This window comes from Acinetobacter sp. CIP 53.82 (genome assembly GCF_000369465.1).
Lineage (GTDB): Bacteria > Pseudomonadota > Gammaproteobacteria > Pseudomonadales > Moraxellaceae > Acinetobacter > Acinetobacter indicus.
The window spans coordinates 761759-781475 of record NZ_KB850045.1 but is presented as its reverse complement, the minus strand read 5'-3'; the positions used below and the strand labels follow the sequence as shown (position 1 = coordinate 781475).

Below are 19717 nucleotides of genomic sequence, written 5' to 3'. Positions count from 1 at the left end.
TATATCAGTACTTAAGCAGATTTGATCGCAATCAGCTTGGCAAATAAATCGTATTCATCTGCATCGGTAATTTCGACTTCAAGCAAATCGCCTGCTTTAATTTTTGACTTGTCGATATCTTCAACAAACACGTTACCATCAATTTCAGGTGCATCTGCATAAGAACGCGCAACGGCAACCGGGAATTCTTCTTCCAGATCATCCACCAGCACAGTCATGGTCTGACCAATGCGTTTTTGCAGTTTTGCAGCTGAAATTTCCTGCTGCACCTGCATGAAACGTTCATAACGTTCCTGCTTGATTTCTTCCGGCACATGATCTGGTAGATCATTCGCAGTTGCACCTTCTACTGGTGAATAGGTGAAGCAACCGACACGATCCAGCTGCGCTTCTTTCAACCAGTCCAGTAACATCTGGAAGTCTTCTTCGGTTTCACCCGGGAAGCCAACCACGAAGGTGGAACGAATCACCAGATCCGGACATTTTTCACGCCATACATTTAAGCGCTCTAGTGTATTTTCACTGTGCGCCGGACGTTTCATCAGTTTCAGGATTTTCGGACTGGCATGCTGGAATGGAATATCCAGATACGGCAAGATTTTACCTTGCGCCATCAGGTCAATCACAGCATCGACGTGCGGATAAGGATAGACATAATGCAAACGGACCCAGATACCCAACTGGCCCAGGGCTTCACACATGTCATAGAATTTGGTTTTAACCGGCTGGCCGTTCCAGAAATCCAGTTTGTATTTGGTATCCACACCATAAGCTGAGGTATCTTGAGAAATGACCAGGACTTCTTTTACACCAGCACGTTTCAGCGCTGCGGCTTCTTCCAGAACAGAACCGACCGGACGGGAGACCAAATCACCACGCATGCTCGGGATGATACAAAAAGTACAACGGTGGTTACAGCCTTCTGATATTTTCAGGTAAGCATAATGTTTCGGGGTTAAACGGATCCCCTGTTCTGGCACCAGATCAATAAACGGATTGTGCTTTGGTGGCTCCGGCACATACTGATGCACGGCATCCATAACTTCTTCATAGGCTGCTGCACCAGTCACTTTTAAGACATTCGGATGCATTTGACGAATCTTGTCTTCGTCTTTACCTAAACAGCCAGTCACAATGACGCGACCATTGGCATTCATGGCTTCGCCAATGGCGTCTAAAGACTCTTGTACTGCAGATTCAATAAAACCACAGGTGTTAACCACGACTAAATCAGCACCGTCATAATCCGATGCGACATCATAACCTTCAGTCTTTAACTGAGTTAAAATTCGTTCAGAATCTACCAATGCCTTAGGACAACCTAAAGAAACAAAACCGACTTTGGGGGACTTCATGAATCTGCGCTCCACTAGAATGCGCGTATTGTATGACTTTTCTGGCCATAAAAATAGAGAAATAGCCCACTCTTTGCATAATGCACCAAAATACAACCACTAAAGCGGGCTTATACACAATATTGCACCATTTTGATTCACTTTTGGTTTACAGCACTGGCGTTATCCGCTATACCTGAATCAACCCGTCCATTTCAGCGCATTTTTCTCATAAATTGGCTTGATTTACAGGAATTTGAACAAAGTTGGCGTGCATTTTGCTTAATTTGCATCATTAACGTTCTTAATTCAGAAACCTATTGCTTTATGAAGATGCCATTGCGCTATTTTAATACAGGATGCCACCGCTAATGGATCAAAGCCCGGCTATCGACTATCGCCTTTTAGTGGACAATTTGACCACTGCCATTTTACTGGTTGACAGCAACCTGAATATTTTTTACCTCAATTCCTCTTGTGAGGCGCTGTTTGATATCAGTTTATTACGTGCTGCCGGACAGCCGGTAATGAATTTACTGCATCTCCCGACCGATGAATTTAATACCTACGAAGCACTACAAAATACTTTAAGCACCGGACAGCCTTATACCCGCCGTGAAGCTACCATTAATGTCAACTTTAAAGACATTCATGTCGATTACACCGCTTCGCAGCTGAATGCGGGCAAAAGCTATCATCCTTTATTGCTGATTGAACTGAATCCGATTGACCGGATGCTGAAAATTTCCAAAGAAGAAAACCTGATTCAGCAGCATCAGGTGGCGCGGCAGCTGGTGCGCGGCGTGGCGCATGAAATTAAAAACCCGCTGGCCGGCATTCGCGGTGCAACCCAGCTACTGGCGCGCAGTCTGAATGACTCTCAATATGCAGAGTTTACCGACATTATTATTAATGAAGTCGATCGGCTCAGAAATCTGGCCGACACCATGCTCGGTTCACGTCAGTTACCGAGTTACGAACTGGTCAATATTCATGAACCATTGGAACGCGTGCGCTCGCTAATTGCCAACCAGACCAAGAAAAAAGTCAAAATCATCCGGGATTATGACCTGTCGTTACCGGAAGTGATGGCGGATCGTGACCAGCTGATTCAGGTCATGCTGAATATTAGCGTCAATGCGGTACAGGCCATGATGGAAAACAAGGAGTTCTTTGTAGAACATCAACCCGAACTGATTTTAAGAACCCGTATTCAGCGCCTGGTCACCATTAATGGCGTGATTCATCGCTCGGTGGTGCGGGTTGATATTGAAGACAACGGCCCCGGTGTGCCGGAAGAAATTATTGAATCGGTGTTCTATCCGCTGGTTACGGCGCGCGCCAAAGGCACCGGACTGGGCCTGAGCATCGCACAGAATATTATGCATCAACACAACGGAATGATTGAGTGCCAATCTGTTCCAGGAAAAACAATATTTAGCTTATATATACCTTGGGAGTCTAACCATGTCGCGAAATAAAATTTGGGTAATTGATGATGATCGTGCCATGCGCTGGGTACTGGAAAAAACCTTCAAGGAAGAAGGCTTTGACGTTACCAGTTTTGAAGAAGCCCAATCTGCCCTGGAGCAACTGGGTGTCGATGCACCGGATGTAATTCTGACCGATATCCGTATGCCGGGTATTGATGGCCTGACCTTCCTCGGTAAAGTCAAAGCCAGCTATCCAGATTTACCGGTGATTATCATGACTGCACATTCGGATCTGGAATCTGCAGTGTCGAGCTATCAAACTGGTGCCTTTGAATATTTGCCAAAACCGTTTGATATTGATGAAGCGCTGGCGCTGGTCAATCGTGCCATTTTGCATATCACCAAATTACAGCAACAGGAATCAGCCAAAACCGCACAGCCCATTCAGTCGACCGAAATTATTGGTGAATCACCGGCAATGCAGGAAGTATTCCGTGCCATTGGCCGTTTATCACAATCGCATATTACCGTACTGATTAATGGTGAATCGGGTACCGGTAAAGAACTGGTGGCACATGCCCTGCATCGCCATTCACCGCGTAGCAGCAAACCGTTTATTGCGCTCAACATGGCCGCCATTCCGAAAGACCTGATTGAAACCGAATTATTTGGTCATGAAAAAGGTGCCTTTACCGGCGCCAACACCCAGCGTCAGGGCCGTTTTGAACAGGCCAATGGCGGCACCTTGTTCCTGGATGAAATTGGTGATATGCCGTTTGAAACCCAGACCCGTTTATTACGTGTTTTAGCCGATGGTGAATTCTACCGTGTCGGTGGCCATATTCCGGTGAAGGTAGATGTGCGTATTGTTGCAGCAACGCACCAAGACCTGGAAAAGCTGGTACACGAAGGCCGTTTCCGTGAAGACTTGTATCACCGTCTGAACGTGATCCGGATTCATATTCCAAAACTGGCGCATCGCAGTGAAGATATTCCAATGCTGGCGCAGCACTTCCTGGCGCGTGCCGGTAAAGAGTTAGGCGTGAGTCCGAAAATCTTGCGTCCGGAAACCCAGGAATATATGCAGCAATTACCTTGGCAAGGGAACGTGCGTCAACTGGAAAACACCTGCCGCTGGTTAACCGTCATGATTACCGGCCGTGAAGTCTATCCGGAAGATTTACCTTCGGAACTGAAACAGATTCCAATTGAAAAATCAGGCGATGTACCGTCCAATCTGCATTTAGACCGCGTCTCGATCCATCACTGGGATGAGCTGCTGGGTCAATGGGCCGTACAGAAACTGAAAAACGGCGAAATGAAAATTCTGGACATCGCCACACCGATGTTTGAACGCACCCTGATTAATGCCGCGCTGCAACAGACCCGTGGCCGCAAACGCCATGCCGCTGAACTGCTGGGCTGGGGACGTAATACCCTGACCCGCAAGCTGAAAGAACTGGGCATGGACAGTGCTGATGATGATGTCGAGGAAGAAATTGAAGGCTAAACCAGCCTGATCTTTATGATAAAAATAAGCTCCTTATGGAGCTTATTTTTTTTAATTGGATTCTGGTACAGCAATGCCGATATAACGCGATAAATCCTGCACACCCAAATCAGTGCGAATGATCAGATAATGCGGAAAGCTGGCTGTGGTCAGTTCCTGAAACATATTGAGCTGATCATCATGTGCGTGAATTTCATCGACACTACGCGCCATGGTTGCTTCAAATACATCGGCAATATATTCAAAACCCAAATCCAGCGCCACAAACAGCGTATGCTCACAGGGCTGAATATACTGCTCTTGTGACCAGTCAATAATCGCCTGCTGGCAGCAAGGACAAATCACGTTGGCATCGGCATCGGGCTGTTGAATCAGTTGATAAGACATGTATTGATCATCTCATGGACTTTATCCTTAGTGTAAAGGATTTGTAGCCATAACTTAAGCTCGCCACACATCACAATGGCGAAAAGAGACGCTGCAAAAACCGCATAAATCAAATTGACAGCCCAGAACAATCATAATTTAATCTGCTTATCGTTGCATAAATGGAATAACTACACATGCTTTCGGACCTCGATGATTTTTACTGCTTTGCCCAGGTGGTTGAGCATGGCGGTTTTAGCGCCGCAGAACGTGCAACCGATATCCCCAAATCCAAACTGAGCCGCCGTGTGCACAATCTGGAAAAACGTTTGGGCGTGCGCCTGATTCAGCGCAATTCCCGCCATTTTGCCGTAACCGATATTGGCATGAACGTGTATCGACATGCACAGGTGATGGCCAATGCAGCACAGGCAGCGCATGATCTGGTTGATCATCTGAGTATTCAGCCGCGCGGCCTGATTAAAGTTAGCCTGCCGGTCTCCATTGCCCAGAATGAAATGTCCAGAATTCTGCCGGAATTTTTAAAGACCTATCCGGAAATTAAAGTCCAGCTTCTGGTCAGTAACCGCCGGGTCGATCTGATTAATGAAGGGATTGATCTGGCCTTGCGGGTGCGTAGCAATCTGGATGATGACCCGAATCTGGTGATTCGTACCTTTGAAACCATTGAACAGCATCTCTTTGCCAGTCAGGCCTATTTAAACCAGCACGGCGACCTGAAACAGCCGGAAGATCTGGTCAAGCATCATATTCTCAGTATGGCTGATGATCATGTCGATCAGCATATTGTGGTCTATGATGAACATCAGCGGCAGAAGAAAATTAAAGTCAACCCGACCGTAATGGGTTCGGATCTGATGCTACAGGCACAACTGGCCCGTCAGGACTGTGGGATTGCCCTGCTCCCGGACAATATTGTGGAACCCTATATTCAGTCAGGCGAACTGGTACGCGTGCTACCAAACTGGCGTGCGCCGCACGGGGTTTTTCATGCCGTGTATCCATCCCGTCGCGGCCTGTTACCGGCAGTACGGGTGTTTATTGATTTTCTGGTGGAAAAACTGTCACAGCGTTAAAGCCAACTCAAATTTCAGGCAAAAAAAAAAGCTTATCCAGGGATGGATAAGCTATAAAAACTAGAAACTACAGCAAGAATCTATAAATACATAATATGTACAAAAGACAGCATTAACAAATAGCTAATTTATATCACTTAATACTTTTAAAGTATAAATAAGCCGTTTTATAGCTAGATTTCCGGGTATTCTCCAGTACCTTCCGGCCACGGCGACAGCACTTCAAAGCCGGTTTCAGTCACGGCAATCATATGTTCCCACTGTGCAGAAAGTGATTTATCGGTGGTCACGACGGTCCAGCCATCATTGAGCTCTTTGACTCTGGAGCCGCCGGCATTAACCATCGGTTCAATCGTGAACACCATACCTGGCTTGAGTTGTAGCCCCTGACCCGGCTGGCCATAGTGCAGTACACTTGGCTGTTCATGATAAATTTTACCAATACCATGCCCGCAATATTCACGCACCACTTTATAGCCGGCCTGCTGCGCGACAGTTTGAATTGCATGACCAACATCGCCTAAAGTCGCACCCGGTTTCACCGCATGAATCCCTGCGACCATTGCCGCATAGGTGGTTTCGACCAGTCTTTTCGCTTCCGGCTTGATTGTCCCAACGTAATACATGCGGCTGGTATCGCCGTAGTAGCCGTCTTTAATCACCGCCACATCAATATTGATAATATCACCATCTTGAAGCACAACTGACGCAGATGGAATACCATGACAAACCACCTCATTCGGTGAAATACAGGTTGTTTTGGTATAGCCGCAATAGCTAACATTGGCCGGAATCACCTGCAAGGTATTGACAATATAGTCGTGACACAGGTCATCTAAATATTCAGTGGTCACGCCCGGCTTGATATGCTCCCCGATCATCGCCAAAACCTGAGCAGCCAAACGACCTGAAATACGCAGTTTTTCTAAATCCTGCTCGGTTTTAATCGATACGGCAGACGCTCTCATGCTTAAAATCCCCTATGAAACATTTGCTTAGTATAGTCCTTTTCAGTGACTTTTGTTTGATCACAAGCGGTTCCATCTGCCACAAACCCACTACTGCTTAAATATTCAACAATTAAAAACCTTTATATTTATTGACTGTTTTTTCAAATTTATCTTTTGATATTTAACAGTTTTCATCTTTTAAAAATTAAATCAACAATATAGTTTCACTAATTTTTGACAACCCGATCAATTTCCCAAGCCAAGATATAAAAATAATTCATAAGATTTATAAAATAAATTAGCCAAAGCAGTTGCCATGTTCTAGAATCGCTTTCTTTTGTTTAACCGATCTATCTCCCTTATGACGAGTTTACGTACACGGGATATTATTGCCTTAGGTTTAATGACCTTTGCACTATTTATCGGTGCCGGCAATATTATCTTTCCGCCTATTGTTGCACAGCAGGCAGGTGAACACGTTTGGTTAGCAGCTTTCGGCTTTTTATTTACAGCCGTGGGCTTGCCGGTGTTGACCATTATTGCCCTGTCTCGTGTAGAAGGTTCGATCCAGCTTTTAAGTTCGCCACTGGGCAAAGCAGCCAGCCTGATTTTGACCGTGGTGTGTTATTTAGCGGTAGGCCCTTTATTTGCCATTCCCCGTACCGCAACCGTTTCTTATGAAATTGGTTTCTCCTCTTATTTTGGTGCAGCCCCGAGCAGCTTGCTGATTTACAGTCTGATCTACTTTATTGTGGTGACCATTGTTGCGCTGTATCCCAACAAGATTCTGGATACGGTGGGTTATTTCCTGTCGCCCCTGAAAATTTTATCGTTAATTATTCTGGGTGTTGCAGCAACGTTCATTCCCGCGGGTCATATTCCGCCAGCCATTAATAACTATATCAACAGTCCAGTCTCGGAAGGTTTCGTCAATGGTTATTTAACCATGGATACCCTGGGTGCCTTGGTATTTGGTATTGTGATTATTAATGCCATGCGTTCGCGTGGGGTCAGCGATAAAAAGCTGATGACCAAATACGCCATGATTGCCGGACTGATCTCTGGTATCGGTTTAACCCTGGTGTATTTAAGCCTGTTCAAACTGGGCTTGGGCAGTCATGAAGTAGCACCGAATGCAGCCAATGGCGCAGTGATCCTGCATGCCTATGTGCAACATGCTTTTGGTGACTTAGGTTCCCTGTTCTTAAGTGCCATGATTTTCATTGCCTGTATGGTAACCGCGATTGGCCTGACCTGTGCCTGTGCAGAATACTTCTCGCAAATTACCCGCATTAGGTATCGTACTTGGGTATTTGTCTTAGTCGGTTTCTCACTGGTGATTTCCAACCTCGGTCTGACCAAACTGATTGCACTCTCAGTGCCGGTATTAAGTGCGATTTATCCGCCTGCGATTGTAGTGATCTTACTGGGCTTTTTCTGGAAAAACTTCCATTCTCCAGCGCGTGTAATTCGTCCGGTCACCGCAGTAGCCTTATTCTTTGGCGTAATTGATGGCTTAAAAGTGGCAGGGCTAGATGGCTTTTTACCAGAAGCTTTACTGAACTTACCGTTAAGCGCACAAAACCTGGCCTGGCTGATTCCCTCTGCTATTGTGCTGCTGATTTGTATTGTGATCGACAAGGTTAAACACTAAGCCTTAACCCGAGTCGTTAAAGTCCGGTTTTACCCAAACCCGATTTTAAATTGCTCAATAATGGTCAAGTTTTACCCAAACTGACTCTTATTGTGTCACTTTCTTTCAGTCCGGTTTAGCTCAATCTTGCTCAACTTCCAGGTCAATTGAAGTAAGCTCATCCACTTTCGCTTCTCCTCATCTTCTGAAACCCTTCAATTCAGCGCAATGCTGTCCTTTTCCCTCTGTTTGCATGACTTCTACCAAAGCCTAATAGCTGCCCTATTGTTAAGCTGGCATAAATAATGCTACATCTTTACTCACTTCTTTACAGTGATGCCCTAATATTCCGTAAATAAATGAACTGAATTCGAGCATTTATTTATACACACTATGTTCTTTCAAAATATTGCGATAGGCGCTTGAAATACACAGCAATTCGCAGTACAACTAAACAAACTAATCCGATCAAAATAGTCTGTTTTTGATCAAAATACAGGAGGGATGGAGATGTTATCATTACATTTCAATAAGCAAGTCTTCATTAACGCTCTGAAGGCAAATAACAATTTAGTGACTTTCCTCAGCACCACCTTTGCGCTGCTGCTGACGCTGGTCTTTCAAGGATTGATTCAGGGCAACCTGAAACCGGCATACTTTATGTACGCACTAATCGTCTGTATCGCCTTCTATATTTGGGCTGTGGTCGATGAAAAATATCGACAGCCGGCTCCCATCGATCAGCACAATTCATAATCTTTAACCCACCCAGATGGATGAGCATTCATCCATCTGCTCAGAATCAGAAAAATAGCCTTTTACACGTCTTGGCAACACTCACTTAAGCCCATAAATATAATCCCGCACCCACCACCAGTAGCAAGGTGGCCAGCACTTCACCCAACACCAGCAGCAACATCGCCAGACTCATTAAGCTTTTCGGCAGATGCCATTTGCCCAACTGATGCGGAGTTTTAAACTGATTGGTGGTGTCCTTTAAATAACCATGCAATGCATAGCTCAAAATCGAAAAAGCAAAGAAAAACAGGTTAATTGCCACCAGTAGCAAATTCAGTTCCGTGGACCACACCGAAAAATAAGCCATGGCTGCCAGAATCAGACTGGCTGGCGCATAGAGCAAACTGCTACGATGCGCAATATCGACATAATAATGAGCACGCGCCTGTGGTGAATGCCGAATCTGCCAGTATTTCCACACCCCGGTCAGCATCCCCACCCATAAAAATATACCGCTGGCCAGAATCGCCCCTTTCACCGCGACATCAAGATCCATTGCATTCATTTCGTTTTGTCCTTATTTGAATTGCCTGTCCGCATGACCCCGAAGTCAGAGATTGCAACTGCATTCACAGCAAACTCCTTTACATTAGAGTCATTCACTTTTTTTAATGTTCATCCTATGACTTCGTTTGACCCCGTCCATATTACCTGCGCAGATGGCTATCAGCTGAGTGGGCGCTTCTACACCCATCAGGCTGAAAAGCAGCCTTACCCTGTCCTAATTTGTCCCGCCACCGGTATTACTCAAGGGTTTTATCATCCTTTTGCCGAGTGGTTAAGCCAGCAAGGTTATGACGTGCTCAGCTTTGATTTTCGCGGTATTGGCGGCTCTTTACAAGGGAAATTAAAGCACTCGCAAGCCAGTATTGTCGATTGGGGTCAACTGGATATTGCAGCCGGTATCGAGCATGTATTGCAACTCAGCCAGGCCGAACAGGTGATTTTATTGGGACATAGTGCTGGCGGCCAGCTGCTGGGAATTTGTCCCAATCATGCCAAGGTGGCTAAAGTTGTGGCGGTATCGGGTTCGACTGGTCATGTCAAAGGTCTTAAGGGTCGCACCAAATTACTGGCGCCACTGATGTTTCAGGTCATTTTCCCGATCGCCCGCATTACCCATGGATATGGCCCAACCCAGGCCATTGGTATGGGCGAAAATTTACCGAAAAATGTGGCCCGGCAATGGGCAGAGTTTTGTGGCAAACCCGGTTATGTAATCAATGCCATTGGCAAAAGCGTATTTGAAGATTTTCATGCTGACATCCGCAGCCCGATGAGCGTGCTCTGGAGTTCCGATGATGAAATTGCCACCGAAGCCAACGTCAAAGATTTACTGCGCCTCTATCCTAATGCTGCTACCCGAATGATTGAGCTAAAACCGCAGCAGTATGGCCATAAAGCAATTGGTCATATGCTGATGTTTAAACGCTCTCACCAGAACCTGTGGCCGGTGATTGCAGCTGAACTGCGTATCTAAAACTGCAACTCTCTTGAAAAAAGATGAGCTTTAAATAAACACCAGAACAGAAAAAGCCCCACATCAGTGAGGCTTTTTTGATTTACCAACTTTTGGCAATTAAGCGTAGGTAATCATCACGGTTTTAATGCGGTTACCTTCCAGCTCGGTGACTTCAAAGTGTACGCCCTGATAGTCCAGATGCGTACCGACTTGTACATCGCCCTGGGTTTTATCCAAGATTAAGCCGGCAACACTAATATAGCCTGCATCTTCTTCCACCAGATCCAGCATACCCAGTTCCAGCTCAAGCTGATAAACGTCCAGCATACCGGTCGCTTTCCAGGTGGTCTCGTTAACACGGATTAAATCTGGCTGTTCATCGGCATCCGGGAACTCACCGGCAATCGCTTCAAACACATCCAGCGGCGAAATCAGACCTTGCACATTACCAAACTCGTCACTCACCAATACCAATGAACCTTTTGAAGTACGCAAAGTATTGATCGCATCAATGACTTTCATTTTTTCAAAAATGTAAATTGGACGGTGACGTTTCACCAGCGCCTTAAAGGCTTCTTCATCATCCAGCACATCCAGTAGCTCTTTGGCACGAACAATACTGATAACTTTGTCGAGGCTACCACGACACACCGGGAATAAACTGTGCGGTACCGACAATACCTGCTCACGAATCTGTTCTGGTGTATCTTCAATGTTCACCCAGGAAATCTGGTTACGCGGCGTCATAATCGACGCAACCGAACGTTCTGCCAGCGTTAATACGCCGCCAATCATATAACGCTCTTCATGCGCAAAGGTTTCTTGTGCTTCACTTGAATGCATGTCCGTAGTTTCAATACGACCGCCCATTAACTTCAGAATCGAATCTGCAGTACGGTGACGCAGTGGAATTTTCGCTTCATGTTTTGCCGCATTACGCTGACCAAACTGGTTAAAGGCTTCAATGGCAATGGCTACACCAATACCTGAATAGATATAACCTTTCGGAATGTGGAAACCAAAACCTTCTGCAATCAGACTGATACCAATCAACAGCAGGAAGCTTAAACACAGGATTACCACGGTTGGATGACGGTTAACAAAGGCTGTTAGCGGTTTAGACGCCAGTAACATGACCGCCATTGCTACAATCATGGCGGCCATCATCACATAGATGTTGTCGACCATACCAATTGCGGTAATAACAGAGTCTAAAGAGAATACGGCATCCAGGATTACGATCTGGGCAACCACTGCGGTGAAGCTGGCATAAACCACATTGGTGGTCACTTTAACTTCCGGCTTGCCTTCCATCTTCTCGTGCAATTCGGTCACGGCCTTATAGACCAAGAACAAACCACCGAACAGGAGAATCAAATCCCGCCCTGAGAATGTTAAATCAAATATCGAAATAAGCGGTTGAGTCAAGGTGACTAACCAAGAGATTGCGAATAATAACCCCAAACGCATGAGCAAAGCCAAAGACAAGCCAATCACACGGGCTTTATCACGCTGCTCAGGAGGTAATTTTTCTGCCAGAATGGCAATAAAGACTAGGTTATCAATACCTAGAACAATTTCTAAAATAATAAGTGTTATTAAACCAACCCAAATTCCCGGATCTAATAAAAACTCCATTAGTTCATCTCTCCGATAGGGTTAGCGTGTAATTCGAAATGTAGACCTGGGCCCGGCGACGGATCCATAAATTTAACCTTTTCAACTGTAGATAAAAATATTATGCATAATCTTCTATTTTTGTAATCATTTTTTCGGAATTTTTTTGGTAAATTCCTGTATTGGTTAAATTAAGCCAAGTTTTCTGCTTAAAAAAAGTACAAGTTTGTAATTAAATTTCAGGTTTTATTAAAACTTCCAAAGAGAGATAAATGACTGCAATCAGAGCAAAAATCGGGGCTAGATTTCACAACTTAAATATAAATATTTGATTTTTATTATTTTATTAAAAAATAAATTCCAAGATATTATTTTTCTATCTAAAAGACTCAAATTTCTAGTATTGAGATAAATGTAGCCCAGTTTTCAATTTGTTACTTTTACTTAAACGGTTTGAAAGTAAATCCTGAAGAAAGATATGCAAGTCCCTAACCTCAATGCTTCACTCTTAACATCATCATCATGATCATTTTCATGCAAAAAATAACGAATAAAAATATATGACAATACAACAAATATACGTTTATCAAAGTACTGCGCGAGAGAGGTGTCACGCTCTATCAGTTGCTATTTCAAGCAGAAAAAAACAGCCAATTAAGATCAAGTGAAATTGGTTGTTTTTTAGGAGACAAGACCTTGGGGTGTTTTGGGCAGAATGATTGCTGGATAAAACCTTCATCCTCATTACTCATCTAAACCACTTTAAAAATACGCATCTTTAAGATGAAATACTGAAGTTTACACAGAAGATTATGACCATTTATCAGGACTAAAATAGGGATGATCTCTCCCTAACTATCCCGGCCCAAGCCGACTGATCTCCTGATAAAAACGCTTTGCCTCAGCCTTTTATTGACGAATACGATTAAAACAACTTGCTAAGCATATGACATTTCAAATAAAATGTGATGGGATTTCACACAAATACAATTAAAAATGCAAGGAATAACTAAATGACCAAGAAATATTCCAAATTTCTGCCTTCTACTGAAGACTTCAATATTGAGCAGTTTCCTTATTACTGGGTAACCCAAGTCCATGCTCAATATGTGTTAAATGTCGATCATGCACTCAAGAAATATGGGCTGGATAACTCACGCCGCCGCATTCTGATTGCGCTAAAAGCCAAACCGAATGCCAGCGTTTCCGACCTGTCAGACATGGTGGTATCAAAGATGTCGACCACCACCAAAATTGTCTATCGCCTGAAAGAAGAAGGCCTGGTGGAGACCTACTCCTGTGAAGATGATGCGCGCATCACCCGGGTTATTCTGACCGATCAGGGCCATGCCATGACCGAAAAAATCAATGATCTGACCGGTGTAGTACTGGAACAGTCCTTTGAAGGTTTAACCCCGCTACAGATTGAAAAAATGATGGACAGTTTGCGTCATATTTTTAATAACTTATCGCGTTAATCATCCAGCATTCTACACACTGCTTATGACAAAGAATCGAAAAAGTTCAGTTGGGGACTAACTTTTTCGATTTTTATTTTTGGCACATGCGAGCATTCAAATTCTTCAACCGGAAAACCTTCGACAAAACGCTGAATATCCGGCTGAGTTTGACCAAGCCATTCCTGCAAACGTGCATGTGGAATCACAATCACCGAACGTTTTACATTGCCCGGTTCATGAAAGTCTTTCATCATTGGGTGGTCGATCGCGTCCATGGTAATCATGGTGCAGGAACGAATAATCTCATCCTGAATTTTGCAAATTTCATATAAAGCCGCAATATAAAACGCCTGCCCATCTTTACGGCGCACGCCCCAGCGCTGCGGTTTATTGTCAATATATTTGGATTCATAAAACTCCGTTACCGGAATGACCCCAAACTTGCGTTTCAGCACCGCTTCCTGAAAGCTGGGTTTCTGTAACAGGGTTTCATTACGGGCATTATAGGTTTTATGGGCAATACTCTTATCTTCCGCCCACTTCGGCACCAGACCAAACATCACCTTACGCCATTCCAGTCCCTGTTCAGATTTGAACAGTAAAGGCAAGTGATAACCCGGATAGACCTCATCTTCATATTCAAAAGGAATATCCGGGAGATTTAAATCCTGTCGCTGTTGTGGCGTAAGCGGTTTAAAGTTGGCACACATGGAAATATGGCTGCTCAGTTTAGACAGCTCTATTATACGCCTTCAGGCGGTTAAGTTGCGCCTACGCTTTAACTAGGTAGCGTTAACCAGTGGGTGCGACAAAACTCTTCTAAGACCCATTGACCATTAAAACGCCCCAGACCGGAATTTTTCTCGCCACCAAAAGGCGCATTCGGATAATCCGCCACGGTAATGGCATTGATATGCGTCATCCCAGCGTCAATTTTTAAGGCAAAGGCTTTGGCACGTTCAATATTGGCGCTACAGACTGCACTGGATAAGCCAAAACGTGTGGCATTGGCCAGCATCAGTGCTTCAGCTTCATTTTGCGCTTTAATCACCGGCAGTACCGGCCCAAAACTTTCTTCTTGCGCCAGACTCGACGCCGGGTCAACATCAATAAAAATATGCGGTGGAATCACATGACCGCGCGTGGCACCTTGCAGTACCAGCGTCGCGCCAGCCTCTTGTCCTTGCTGGATAATATGCTGAATCTTCTGCACCTGATCGCGGTTAATAATTGGGCCAATCACTGTAGTATCTTCATTTGGATCACCAAAAGGAATGCTTTTACTGCGTTCAACCAGTTTACCGACAAAACTGTCATGCACTTTTGCATCGACAATAATGCGATTGGTACTCATACAAATCTGACCCTGATGCAAAAAGCGCCCCATCACCGCCAGTTCTACCGCCAAGTCCAGATCGGCATCATCCAGCACCACCAAAGGTGCGTTTCCGCCCAGCTCCAGCGCCAGCCGTTTTAAATTCGGGCTACCCACTGCCAATTGCCCTACGCGCTTGCCCACTTCGGTAGAACCAGTAAAGGAAATCAGTTTCGGCACTTCATGTTCAACAAAATAATCACCAATTTCACTACCTGCACCCGCCAGCACACTGAGGCTGCCCACTGGTGCACCGCCTTCTTCAAACAGTTTCGCCAGTAGCAGGCCACCGGTAATTGGCGTATCACTGGCCGGTTTCAGTACCACAGTGTTGCCCAGCGCCAGTGCTGCAGCCACCGAACGCATACTTAAATGAAAAGGAAAATTCCATGGGCTAATTACCGCCACCACACCCAGCGGTTTACGTACCGCATAGCTTTGACGGGTCGGATCGGGAGATTGTAGTTCCTGAGTTAACATGCGCTCCGGGAAAGTCGAGCTTTCTTTTAAAATGCCTATTGCTGCATCGACTTCAATATTGGCTTTTAAACGGGTACTGCCCGATTCCTGAATCAGCCAGTCAATAATTTCCTCCCGACGCGCCTGAATAATCTCAATTACGCGCAGCAGCAGGTTTTTTCGTGCTTCGGCTGAACTGTCTGCCCACTTTGCGGCATACGCCAAAGCCGCCGCATAGGCACTGTCGACATCGACAATACTGGCACCTTGTAATTTCAAAATGCTTTCTTGGGTATAAGGATTCAGATTGTCCAGGATTCGGGTTGAAGTGCCCTTGATCCATTCACCGGCAATAAACTGTTGATCAAGAAATTGATACGCGCCCATAACATCTTCCAGATTTTAATGATTTCCTTCACTCTAAAAGGTCTGCACAGAAAGTTCTAGTGCTGTTCGGTGTGTAATTATTGCCATAAAAAAAGCCTTCCGAAGAAGGCTTTTTTAGATCAGGCAAATTCAGGATTAGTCACCTGTATAGCCTTTTAATTTTAAACGTGCTGCGTGCAATAGCGGCTCGGTATAACCTGCTGGCTGCTCGCCACCTTTGAAGATCAGGTCAGACGCTGCCTGGAATGCAACGTTGTTGGCAAAGTCTGCTGCCATTGGCGTGTACAGTGGATCGTTGGCATTTTGCTCATCCACAATTTTCGCCATACGTTGCATCACTTCTTCAACCTGTGCACGCGTGACGATACCGTGACGTAACCAGTTAGCAACGTGCTGAGAAGAAATACGTAAAGTTGCGCGGTCTTCCATAAGGCCAACATCGTTGATGTCTGGAACTTTCGAACAGCCCACACCCAGGTCAACCCAACGAACCACATAACCTAGGATACCCTGACAGTTATTTTCAAGCTCTTTCAGTTTCTCTTCGTCAGACCAGTTGGTGTCTGTTGCCAGTGGTGGCGTTAACAGGTCATCTAATGGCAGCGCTTCAGTCGCAAGCAGTTCTTGCTGACGGTTCGCGACATTAATTTGATGGTAGTGAATCGCGTGAACCACTGCACCTGTTGGTGATGGAACCCATGCACAGCTTGCGCCCGCTTCTGGATGTTCAGTCTTGGTTTTGTACATGTCTAGCAGCATGTCTGGTTTAGGCCACATGCCTTTACCAATCTGTGCTTTACCACGTAAACCGGTTTGCAGACCGACCATCACGTTACGGTTTTCGTACGCTGGGAACCATTTTTGGCCTTTGATTTCGCCTTTACGAACGAATGGACCCGCTTCCATGAAGGTATGGATTTCGTCACCAGTACGGTCCATGAAACCTGTGTTAATGAAGATGGTACGGTCTTTCGCCTGTGCAATACAGTTCTTCAGGTTCACAGAAGTACGACGTTCTTCATCCATGATACCAATTTTTAAAGTCTTCGCAGGTAAGCCCAGCGCCTGTTCAGCACGCTCGAATAGTTCAACTGCAAATGCCACTTCTTCTGGACCATGCATTTTTGGCTTCACGATGTACATTGAACCTTTACGCGAGTTCTTGATCGTGTTTTCACCACGGATGTCAGCCACAGTAAGCAGAGGTGTTACCAATGCATCCATGATGCCTTCATAAATTTCTTCGCCATCGACCAGAATCGCCGGGTTAGTCATCAAGTGACCTACGTTACGAAGTAGCATCAATGAACGGCCATGAACCTTGGTTTCACCGCCTTCAACATTTTTGAAGGTACGGTCAGCATTGAGTTTACGGGTAATGGTTTTACCATTTTTCTCAATCGACTCTTCCAGTGTACCTTTCATCAGGCCTAACCAGTTACGGTAGCCTTCTACTTTTTCTTCAGCATCAACCGCTGCAACAGAGTCTTCCAAGTCTTGGATTGTTGTTACTGCAGCTTCAAGAACTACGTCTTTAACACCAGCAGCATCAGTTTGGCCAATTGGGCTGTTGGCATCAATCTGGATGATGACATGCAGGCCGTTATTTTTCAGCACAACTTCAGTTGGTGCAGCCGCTTCGCCATTATAACCGACAAATTTAGCAGCATCTGCAACAGTCGTAGTTGAGCCATCTTTCAGGCTAACAACCAGTGCATTACCTTCAACCGCATATTTTGTTGCATCTGCGTGTGAACCTTGCGCCAACGGGAAAGTTTCATCCAGGAAGTTTTTCGCGAATGCGATAACTTTCTCACCACGTTTCGGGTTATAGCCTTTGCCTTTTTCTGCGCCATCTTCTTCAGAGATTACGTCAAAGCCGTATAGTGCGTCATATAGAGAACCCCAACGTGCATTGGCTGCGTTCAGGCAGTAACGCGCATTACGTACAGGGACAACTAACTGTGGGCCTGCCAGTAATGCAATTTCTTCATCTACATTTTCAGTCGTAATTTGAAAATCTTCTACTTCTGGTAATAAGTAGCCAATTTCAGACAAGAAGGCTTTGTAAGCTTCTAGTTCAAATGTGTTATTGCGATGCCATTCGTCAATCTTCGCTTGCAGATCATCACGTTTGGCAAGCAATGCCTTGTTCTTAGGCGTAAGGTCGACAACGACTTGCTCAAAGTTTTTCCAGTAGGTGTCACTGTCTAAACCAGAACCTGGTAATGCTTCATTTTCGATGAAATCGTAAAGTTCTTTAGCAATCGCTAACTTGCCTTTTTGAATACGTGCAGTCATTGTCTTTCCTGATATTGCTACTTTTTATACAAGAGATTCTAGTATACCGATTTATATTTGGCTGAATAGTATTATCACATTGCTAAATAGTGATCATTTTTTATTAAATAAATGTTGCTATTTAAAAATAAAATAATCTTAGGATGTGACATTATCATTAAGCGAAATATATAACCTACAGTGTATAAAGTTTTTGAAATGTCGGAATTAGACTTAAGTTCAGAATTGTAAAGAAAATTCGGCACTTCAGCCCTTCCGGGTTTTATTATTAGCCAAGATTAAGCCATGAATTGAACAAAATGTCGATAAAAGCAGCAAAGATTTTTTGCTACAAAAAAAGCGCCCGGTTGGACGCTTTTTAAATATGTCGAATTCAGTATTAAGATGCTTCAGTCGATGCACCCGCAGCTGAAATCTGACGATGCGCTGCATGTAAATAATCATCTGACTGCATTTCCAGCAAACGTGAACGCGTCCGTTCAATTTCAAAGGCCAGTTTTTCACCTTGATACAGTTCAATAATCGAATCTTCAGAGGTTAATAGCAGTTTTACACCACGATCATAAAACTCATCGACCAGATAAATAAAACGGCGTGTACCATCGGCCAGATAATCGGTTAAATGCGGCACATTGCTGACCAGCACGGTATTGTACAGGTTAGCAATTTCAATATAGTCAGCCGGGCTACGCGGTTTCAGGCACATTTCCGAGAATTCACACCACAGCACATCTTCAGTATGCGCCACCGTTTCAATTAAACGGTTGTTGATGGTAATGGGCTCATCCGAATGGGTTTGGGTATGAGTCAGTGCATCAAAACGTTGCGCCATCCAGACATTATGATCATGTGTCAATGGGGATTTAAACAGTTGTGCCTGCTTTAACACGCGTAAACGGTAATCTACTCCGGCATCAACATTTAAAATGGCACAGTTCTTTTTCACCATTTCAATGGTGGGAATAAAGCGGTCACGGTGAATACCGTTTTTATACAGGCCATCTGGCGCGATGTTTGAGGTGGCCACTAAAGTAATACCGCGATTAAACAGCTTCTGGAACAGGTCGCTGAGAATCATGGCATCAGTCACGTTAGATACAAAGAATTCATCAAAACAGATGATCACCGCATCTTTATAAATCTGGTCAGCCACTGTATCGAGCGGATTACGCTGCCCTGACAGTTTGTTCAGTTCACGATGCACATGCTGCATAAAGTGATGGAAGTGCATACGGATTTTGCGGCGAAACGGAATTGATTCATAGAACTGGTCCATCAGCCAGGTTTTACCGCGTCCAACCCCGCCCCACATATACACACCGCGCGGAGATGTCTGACGACGAAAACGGCGAAAGGCCTTTTTCGAGGCTTTATAACGCTGAATTAACTCTTGCCACACCCGATCCAGCTCGTGTACCGCTTCGGCCTGTGCTTCATCTGGCATGAACTGCCCCGACGCCAACGCCTGTGCATAGCGTTCTGCCGGAGACAATGGAGTATATGCTGTGTTGTGGGATGAGTTGAAGTCAGACATA

16 protein-coding genes are annotated in these 19717 nt (G+C 44.9%); 7 read left to right on the top strand and 9 right to left on the bottom strand.

Annotation, left to right across the window (positions count from 1 at the left end; genetic code table 11):
- Window positions 1-11 precede the first annotated feature (11 nt).
- Window positions 12-1355 (bottom strand): 30S ribosomal protein S12 methylthiotransferase RimO, encoded by a 1344-nt coding sequence (gene rimO / locus F905_RS04255; protein WP_005177586.1) that lies wholly within the window; start codon window positions 1353-1355, stop codon window positions 12-14.
- A 350-nt stretch (window positions 1356-1705) separates the two neighbouring features.
- Here rimO and glnL point away from each other — a divergent pair, with 350 nt between their 5' ends.
- Entirely contained in the window at window positions 1706-2815 is a 1110-nt protein-coding gene (gene glnL / locus F905_RS04250; protein ID WP_005177582.1) for a nitrogen regulation protein NR(II), read from the top strand.
- Window positions 2802-4277, top strand: a complete 1476-nt coding sequence (glnG, locus tag F905_RS04245) for a nitrogen regulation protein NR(I) (protein WP_005177581.1) — start codon at window positions 2802-2804, stop codon at window positions 4275-4277. The genes glnL and glnG overlap by 14 nt, the downstream gene beginning before the upstream one ends.
- Before the next feature lie 51 nt (window positions 4278-4328).
- Here glnG and F905_RS04240 read toward each other — a convergent pair whose 3' ends face one another.
- Complete coding sequence (locus tag F905_RS04240) at window positions 4329-4664, bottom strand: hypothetical protein (protein WP_005177579.1); 336 nt, start codon at window positions 4662-4664, stop codon at window positions 4329-4331.
- Between the two features lie 176 nt (window positions 4665-4840).
- Between F905_RS04240 and F905_RS04235 the strand changes: the two genes are divergently transcribed.
- Window positions 4841-5740: a LysR family transcriptional regulator gene (locus tag F905_RS04235; protein WP_005177577.1), complete on the top strand. Its 900-nt coding sequence runs from the start codon at window positions 4841-4843 to the stop codon at window positions 5738-5740.
- A 173-nt stretch (window positions 5741-5913) separates the two neighbouring features.
- On the opposite strand, the gene map is transcribed toward F905_RS04235, so the two are convergent.
- Entirely contained in the window at window positions 5914-6708 is a 795-nt protein-coding gene (gene map, locus F905_RS04230; protein WP_005177574.1) for a type I methionyl aminopeptidase, read from the bottom strand.
- A gap of 343 nt (window positions 6709-7051) precedes the next feature.
- On the opposite strand from map, the gene brnQ reads away from it, so the two are divergent.
- Complete coding sequence (gene brnQ / locus F905_RS04225; protein ID WP_005177572.1) at window positions 7052-8344, top strand: branched-chain amino acid transport system II carrier protein; 1293 nt, start codon at window positions 7052-7054, stop codon at window positions 8342-8344.
- 489 nt (window positions 8345-8833) lie between these two features.
- Window positions 8834-9079: a hypothetical protein gene (locus F905_RS04220; protein WP_005177570.1), complete on the top strand. Its 246-nt coding sequence runs from the start codon at window positions 8834-8836 to the stop codon at window positions 9077-9079.
- Between the two features lie 85 nt (window positions 9080-9164).
- Here F905_RS04220 and F905_RS04215 read toward each other — a convergent pair whose 3' ends face one another.
- Entirely contained in the window at window positions 9165-9626 is a 462-nt protein-coding gene (locus F905_RS04215) for a hypothetical protein (protein ID WP_005177567.1), read from the bottom strand.
- Window positions 9627-9743: 117 nt separating this feature from the next.
- On the opposite strand from F905_RS04215, the gene F905_RS04210 reads away from it, so the two are divergent.
- Window positions 9744-10601: an alpha/beta hydrolase family protein gene (locus F905_RS04210; protein WP_005177565.1), complete on the top strand. Its 858-nt coding sequence runs from the start codon at window positions 9744-9746 to the stop codon at window positions 10599-10601.
- Window positions 10602-10700: 99 nt separating this feature from the next.
- Here F905_RS04210 and F905_RS04205 read toward each other — a convergent pair whose 3' ends face one another.
- Window positions 10701-12221 (bottom strand): TerC family protein, encoded by a 1521-nt coding sequence (locus tag F905_RS04205; RefSeq protein ID WP_005177562.1) that lies wholly within the window; start codon window positions 12219-12221, stop codon window positions 10701-10703.
- Between the two features lie 992 nt (window positions 12222-13213).
- Here F905_RS04205 and F905_RS04200 point away from each other — a divergent pair.
- Entirely contained in the window at window positions 13214-13678 is a 465-nt protein-coding gene (locus F905_RS04200; protein ID WP_005177561.1) for a MarR family winged helix-turn-helix transcriptional regulator, read from the top strand.
- Between the two features lie 23 nt (window positions 13679-13701).
- Here F905_RS04200 and F905_RS04195 read toward each other — a convergent pair whose 3' ends face one another.
- From F905_RS04195 to zapE, 4 genes are all read right to left on the bottom strand, one after another.
- Window positions 13702-14370 (bottom strand): SOS response-associated peptidase, encoded by a 669-nt coding sequence (locus tag F905_RS04195; RefSeq protein ID WP_005177558.1) that lies wholly within the window; start codon window positions 14368-14370, stop codon window positions 13702-13704.
- Window positions 14371-14438: 68 nt separating this feature from the next.
- Complete coding sequence (locus F905_RS04190; protein WP_005177556.1) at window positions 14439-15881, bottom strand: aldehyde dehydrogenase family protein; 1443 nt, start codon at window positions 15879-15881, stop codon at window positions 14439-14441.
- Window positions 15882-16016: 135 nt separating this feature from the next.
- The gene (locus F905_RS04185; RefSeq protein WP_005177554.1) at window positions 16017-18182 is read right to left on the bottom strand and encodes a malate synthase G; all 2166 of its coding nucleotides are present in this window, start codon (window positions 18180-18182) and stop codon (window positions 16017-16019) included.
- Between the two features lie 379 nt (window positions 18183-18561).
- Window positions 18562-19716 carry a cell division protein ZapE gene (gene zapE / locus F905_RS04180; RefSeq protein ID WP_005177549.1) on the bottom strand — a complete coding sequence of 385 codons (1155 nt, stop codon included), beginning with the start codon at window positions 19714-19716 and terminating at the stop codon, window positions 18562-18564.
- Window position 19717: the final 1 nt, after the last annotated feature.